The sequence below is a fragment of the Paraburkholderia sp. RL17-347-BIC-D genome (assembly GCF_046027915.1).
Lineage (GTDB): Bacteria > Pseudomonadota > Gammaproteobacteria > Burkholderiales > Burkholderiaceae > Paraburkholderia.
This window is the reverse complement of the sequence record NZ_JARESS010000076.1, coordinates 21,571-27,920: the sequence shown is the minus strand read 5'-3', so window position 1 is coordinate 27,920 and position 6,350 is coordinate 21,571. Positions and strand designations below refer to the sequence as shown.

The window sequence follows — 6,350 nt, the reverse complement described above, 5'->3', positions numbered from 1 at the left end:
ACCGGACCTGCACGTGGACGGTGAAATGCACGGCGACATCGCGCTCGACGCGAATCTGCGCCGCGAAGTGATGCCCGACTCGACGCTCGAAGGCGACGCGAACCTGCTCGTGCTGCCGAACATCGACGCGGCCAACATCTCGTACAACCTGCTGAAGACGGCCGCGGGCAACAACATCGCGATTGGTCCGATGCTGCTGGGCGCGGCCAAGCCGGTGCACGTGCTGACGGCCTCGGCGACGGTGCGCCGGATCGTCAACATGACGGCGCTGCTGGTGGCGGATGTGATCGCGGCCCGTTAATCCGCGATCCGGTCGAAGCATGGCGCCGGTTTGAAGACCGCGCGCCATGCAAAAAAAAGGCGTGCCCGCAACGGGCACGCCTCAGGGTGCACAGGGGAATGCCACCCAAAAAACGGCAAGTCATACAAGATTCCGCCTTCAAGAGCGTTCAAGGGCTCAAGACCCTTGCCACGGGGAATCAAGGTGTCTGCTGACTCATGCAAAGCGGCCTGCCGTCCGCTCCCCACTTGCCTGCCTTCCCTCGATTCGCACCGTTGAGCTAAGTTTAGCTTGACTAAGCTAAACATTCTGTCAAAAGTCGTCAAAGCCGCGCCGGTGGCCCTTTCGCGCCTGATCGGAGGATGTCGGCCGCCCGGCGAACGTTGATTCCGGGGGCCATTAGCGATACCCTTACGACTTTCATGGTCGTCAAACTCGTGAGCTAACAGCGGGGAACCTTGATACATGGCACGCAAGTGGCAACGCATGAAAGGCGTGCTGATCGGTGCTGTTACGCTGTGCGCTTTATCCGGCCCCGTGCCTGGCGCGTTCGCGCGCGACTCCACGGCATCCGCCGAGGCGGACGCGCAGTTGCAGGGCACCGTCGCGCTGGCGCAGTTGCCACATGAAGCGGTCAATACATTGAACTTGATTGCCGCGGGCGGGCCTTACCCGTATGAGAAGGACGGCATCGTATTCGGCAATCGCGAACGGTTGCTGCCGGCCCATCGGCGCGGCTATTACCACGAATACACCGTTCCCACGCCTCGCTCACGTAATCGCGGGGCGCGTCGCATCGTCTGCGGAGGTCCGCTGAAGCGAACCGACAGTTGTTACTACTCGGACGACCACTACACCAGTTTTAATCGTATTGTTGAATGACATCGGGATGAACGGCATGAGCGACAACGTCTACGCGCACGACTCCGGAGTCGCGACGGATCTTTTCGCGGCCGGCGACGGCAATTTGTTCCAACGCGTCATGCAGATGCGCGCCGGCGATCAGGGCCGCGAGAACCAGAGCGAAGCAGGCACTGTGGTTTCATCGAACGAGGAGCCCATGAGTCTTTTCAAGACCGTACGACCGAACATCGTACAGTCGATCCGCGCGTTCCGCGTGCAGGATCTCGCCGACGAGGCCAACCAGCTTGGCCAGCATTTTCTCTATGCGTATTGCGCCAATGCGCAGTCCAAACAGGAAGTGCTCGAAACCATCGCGACGTCGTTCCTGTTTCCGAAACATTTCGGCAAGAATTACGACGCGCTGTACGACTGCCTGACCGATCTGGTTCAGAAGGCGGGCGCGCAGCCGGGCTTTGTGATCGTGCTCGAGCAGTTGCCGGTCGCGCAGAAGTTCGACAAGGAAGGCCGCGAGACACTGCTAGACGTGTTCCGCGAGGCCGCGGAGTTCTGGGCCGAGCGGAAGGTGGCGTTCCGGGTGTTTTACTCGTTTGCTTGAACGTTGCCTGTTTAGGCTAAGCAGAAGAAAGGCCCGCCAATCGGCGGGCCTTTTGCTTTTGATGCTGCGGGCGACGTGACTTGCCGCCCTTAACCAAGGCGATCCAAGGCGATCGGCGCGCCACGCAAGCGGCTTACCAGCCGCCCCAGCCGGCCGCCAGCGCCGAGAGAACGGCGATGCCGGCAGTTTCTGTGCGCATCACGCGCGGGCCGAGGCCGACGGCGGTGAAACCGTAATCAGTAGCGGCCGCTTCCTCGGTAGCGGAAAACCCGCCTTCCGGGCCCACCAGCACCGTCACGCGTCCTTTCGGCGGCTCGGCGGGCAGGGCGGAAAAGCTGATGCTGGCGCGCGGAGAAAGCAGAATGCGCAAGTCGCCTTCCTCGGGCGTACGCGGCATGGTACCGAGCCACGTGGCGATTTCGCGCACCGGCATCACTTCCGGCAGGCGATTGCGCCCGCACTGCTCGCACGACGCCCGCACGATGCCCTGCCAGTGCGCATGGCGCCGCTGCGCGCGTTCGCCGGTCAGACGCACGACGCTGCGCGTAGTGGTCAACGGCACGAAGCTGGACGCGCCCAGTTCGACGGCTTTCTCGATCAGCCAGTCCATCTTGTCGCCGCCGGCAATGCCCTGCGCGAGCGTGAGCCGATACGGCGCCTCGACTTCGATATTGCGGAATTCGCGGATTTTTACCATGGCCGAGCGCCTTTCGACTTCGACGAGTTCAGCGCTGTATTCGCCGCCTTCGCCGTTGAAAAGGACGATCGAATCGCCTGGCTGCAGACGCAGCACGAGCACATGCCGAACGACGTCATCGGGAAGCGGCATGACGTCGTCGGGCTGGAGAGGCTTATCGACGAAAAAGCGTGGCATCAGAAAAATACTCATTGGTTCACGAAAGGTGGCGAGCGAGCGCCCAGCGGTAGCCGTCCAGATCTTCGACCTGGGCGAAGCGGTCGCCCCAGAACTGATCCTGTGGCTCGCTCAGCGATTTTGCGCCGGCGGCCAGCGCCCGCGCGTAAATCGCGTCGACATCGTCGACATAGACATAGAACGATTGCGGTGCGATCGCGCCCGCGCTTTTGGGTGTTTTCGCCGCCGAGCCGAACGCGCCTTCCGGAGCGAACATCACGATCAACTGGCCTTGATAGGTCATCTCGACATGCATGACGACACCGTCGTCCTGGACACTGTCACGCACTTCGAAGCCGAACGCCGCTGAGAAGAACGCGGACGCGGCACTTGCGTCGCGCACCGTCAGATAGGGGGTCAACCAGGGCACACCGGCTGGGCGGGAGGCGGTCATGGGATTCTCCGGATCATGAGGTTGGCGGGGCACATGCTGCGAGTCCAGGCGGAAGTTTGCATATCGATACGCCCATAGCGCAATCCGACGGAGTCGTGCATTTTGCCCATGCGTTAGCTTGCTGGCTTTAAGAATTGACTTAGTTTATCGCGCACTGAACTGGATGCCGAGAACAGTCCGGCGTGCATGACCGCGTTGTAATGCATCAGGGTGTCGATTCCGCGCGCGGCGAGGCGTTCCGTGAGCGCATCGACGGTGAGCGCGGCGGGATCGAGCGTGTCGCTGGCGGTCGCCATCATCCAGAGCGAGCCGTACAGCGGTACGAAAGTGCTCATGGTGCGGACGACCACGAATGCCGCGCGCAAATCGTCGAGCAGGCGCGCGACGCGTTCGGCATGGAAATACGGCGAGCCGAGGTGCACGGAGAGTGCCGCAATCGGGCTCATGACCCGCTTGAGCTGCTGATAGAACGCTTGCGTGTAAAGACCGGCGGCGGGTGAATCCGGCGGCGTCAGGTCGAACACCACGAGATCGAACTGTGCCGGCGCGGCGGCCTCGACGTACTGCGCAGCGTCGCCGATCACCAACTCGACGCGCAGATCGTCGAATGCGCCGCCGTGCACCTCGGGCAGATGCTCGCGCGTCAGACGTACGACTTGCGTGTCCAGCTCCGCCACCACAATCCGTCCGATGCCCGCGTGCTTCAGCAATTGCCGCGCGGCGCCGCCGTCGCCGCCGCCCAGCACCAGCGCCGCGCGCGGCGCCGGATGCGCCAGCGCGGTCGGATGCACCATGCATTCGTGATAGATGAACTCATCGCCGGTGGACGTCATCGGACGGCCGTCGAGTGTGAAGAGCCGTCCGAGCTGCGGCGTGTCCCAGACCTCGATCCGCTGATATGGCGAATCGACGCGCGCCAGCCGTTTCGCGTGCGGAAATCCGTAGACGGCGTCGGGACTCGGTTGGAACAGCAGCGGAGCGCTCACGGATGGCGGGCTCCGTCCGGAGCGCGGTAGGTTCTGGTTGTGCAATTGTAAAGGCCGGAGCGCGGCGTGGCCGCGGCGGGCGCGTCGAGCCACACGGCCAGACGGCTTTCGGAGCGGGGCGCGGGCAACGATCTGTTAGAATGTCACGCTTTCAGCCTTGTCCGTTTGCTCTGCCCGTTTCGCGTCTACTGGCGCCGCATCGTGCGCCGAAGTGAACCGGCATTCGAGCATCCGGGCCTCAAGCGCGCACCGCTTTCTGACTCTGTCTCCGGACTCGACATGACGACCCCGTCTCCCGCACACACCTCCTTGATGGCCAACGCAATCCGCGCGTTGTCCATGGACGCCGTCCAAAAAGCGAATTCCGGCCACCCCGGCATGCCGATGGGCATGGCCGAAATCGGCGTGGCTTTGTGGTCGCGTCATCTGCGTCACAATCCGAAGAACCCGCAATGGGCCGATCGCGACCGCTTCGTGCTGTCGAACGGTCACGGCTCGATGCTGCTGTACTCGCTGCTGCACCTCACCGGCTACGATCTGCCGATCGACGAGCTGAAGAACTTCCGCCAGATGCATTCGAAGACGCCGGGCCACCCGGAATACGGCATCACGCCGGGCGTCGAGACGACCACCGGCCCGCTCGGCCAGGGTCTGGCGAATGCGGTCGGCATGGCGCTCGCGGAATCGCTGCTCGCTACCGAATTCAACAAGCCTGACGCAAAGATCGTCGACCACCACACTTATGTGTTCGTCGGCGACGGCTGCCTGATGGAAGGCATCTCGCACGAAGCCTGCTCGCTGGCGGGCGTGCTGAAGCTGAACAAGCTGATTGCGTTCTACGACGACAACGGCATCTCGATCGACGGCGAAGTGGTGCACTGGTTCCACGACGACACGCCGAAGCGCTTTGAAGCGTATGGCTGGAACGTGATCCCGAACGTGGTCGGCCACGACGTCGAGGCAGTGGACGCGGCGATCAAGCAAGCCAAGCAATCCGACAAGCCCACGCTGATCTGCTGCAAGACGGTGATCGGCGAAGGCTCGCCGAACAAGGCCGGCAGCCACGATTCGCACGGCGCGGCGCTCGGAGACAAGGAAGTCGCGGCCACGCGCGAAAAGATCGGCTGGAAGTGGGAACCGTTCGTCATCCCGCAAGAAGTCTACGCAGCATGGGACGCGAAAGAAGCCGGCGCACGCAACGAATCCGAGTGGGACAAGGCGTTCGCCGCGTACGCAGCCAAATACCCGCAGGAAGCCGCTGAATTCAAGCGTCGCGACGCGAAGCAATTGCCCGCCGACTGGAAGGAAAAGGCCGAGGCGATCATCGCCGGCGCGAACGAGCGCGCGGAAACCGTCGCGACGCGCAAGGCGTCGCAGCAGGCTATCGAAGCTTTGTCGGCCGTGTTGCCGGAACTGCTCGGCGGCTCCGCCGACCTGACCGGCTCGAACCTGACCAACTGGAAGGCTGCCAAGCCCGTGCGTGTGAACGCGGAAGGCCACGCCGCCGGCAACTACGTCAACTACGGCGTGCGCGAATTCGGCATGAGCGCCGCGATCAATGGCATGGCGCTGCATGGCGGCTTCAAGGCGTTCGGCGGCACGTTCCTGACGTTCTCGGATTACAGCCGCAACGCGCTGCGCGTCGCCGCGCTGATGAAAGCGCCGTCGATCTTCGTGTTCACGCACGACTCGATCGGTCTCGGCGAAGACGGCCCGACCCACCAGTCGATCGAACACGTTGCAAGCTTGCGTCTGATTCCGCACCTGCAAGTGTGGCGTCCGGCTGATACCGTGGAGACTGCGGTGGCCTGGACCCACGCGGTCGAACACCACGGCCCGTCGTGCCTGATCTTCAGCCGCCAGAACCTGCCGTTCTCGGAGCGTACCGACGCGCAGATCGCCAACATCGAGAAGGGCGGCTACGTGCTGCGCGACTGGAACGACGAAATCGTCGCGCGCAAGATCATCCTGATCGCCACCGGCTCGGAAGTCGAACTGGCATTGAACGCGATCGAGCCGCTGGCGCGCGAAGGCATCGCGGCGCGCGTCGTGTCCATGCCGTCGACCACCGTGTTCGACAAGCAGGACGCCGAGTACCGCGAACGCGTGCTGCCGCATGGCGTGCGCCGTGTCGCGATCGAAGCGGGTGTGACGGATTTCTGGCGCAAGTACGTGGGTCTGGAAGGCGGCGTGGTCGGCATCGACACGTTCGGCGAGTCGGCCCCGGCGGGCGTGCTGTTCAAGCATTTCGGCTTCACTGTCGAGCACGTGGTAGAGACGGCAAAAGCCGCACTCGGCTGATTTTCGATCAAGCGTTG

The 6,350-nt window shown here is 63.2% G+C and carries 7 protein-coding genes; 4 read left to right on the top strand and 3 right to left on the bottom strand.

Annotation, left to right across the window (positions count from 1 at the left end; translation table 11 throughout):
• The 3 genes from P0D96_RS43820 to P0D96_RS43810 form a co-directional block, all read left to right on the top strand.
• Nucleotides 1-301: phosphate acyltransferase (locus P0D96_RS43820; RefSeq protein WP_408247704.1), on the top strand; the 301-nt coding region annotated here is incomplete at its 5' end.
• Between the two features lie 444 nt (nt 302-745).
• Complete coding sequence (locus tag P0D96_RS43815) at nt 746-1,162, top strand: ribonuclease (protein ID WP_408182853.1); 417 nt, start codon at nt 746-748, stop codon at nt 1,160-1,162.
• A gap of 16 nt (nt 1,163-1,178) precedes the next feature.
• The gene (locus P0D96_RS43810) at nt 1,179-1,739 is read left to right on the top strand and encodes a barstar family protein (RefSeq protein ID WP_132373051.1); all 561 of its coding nucleotides are present in this window, start codon (nt 1,179-1,181) and stop codon (nt 1,737-1,739) included.
• A gap of 133 nt (nt 1,740-1,872) precedes the next feature.
• Here the strand turns inward: P0D96_RS43810 and P0D96_RS43805 are convergent, their stop codons facing one another.
• The 3 genes from P0D96_RS43805 to speE form a co-directional block, all read right to left on the bottom strand.
• Nucleotides 1,873-2,613: a 16S rRNA (uracil(1498)-N(3))-methyltransferase gene (locus P0D96_RS43805; RefSeq protein ID WP_132376806.1), complete on the bottom strand. Its 741-nt coding sequence runs from the start codon at nt 2,611-2,613 to the stop codon at nt 1,873-1,875.
• A gap of 19 nt (nt 2,614-2,632) precedes the next feature.
• Nucleotides 2,633-3,046 (bottom strand): VOC family protein, encoded by a 414-nt coding sequence (locus tag P0D96_RS43800; protein WP_132373053.1) that lies wholly within the window; start codon nt 3,044-3,046, stop codon nt 2,633-2,635.
• Between the two features lie 113 nt (nt 3,047-3,159).
• Nucleotides 3,160-4,032, bottom strand: a complete 873-nt coding sequence (speE, locus tag P0D96_RS43795; RefSeq protein ID WP_408182855.1) for a polyamine aminopropyltransferase — start codon at nt 4,030-4,032, stop codon at nt 3,160-3,162.
• Between the two features lie 279 nt (nt 4,033-4,311).
• Here speE and tkt point away from each other — a divergent pair, with 279 nt between their 5' ends.
• Nucleotides 4,312-6,333, top strand: coding sequence for a transketolase (tkt, locus tag P0D96_RS43790; RefSeq protein ID WP_408320241.1), 2,022 nt, complete (start codon nt 4,312-4,314; stop codon nt 6,331-6,333).
• The last annotated feature ends 17 nt before the right edge of the window (nt 6,334-6,350 follow it).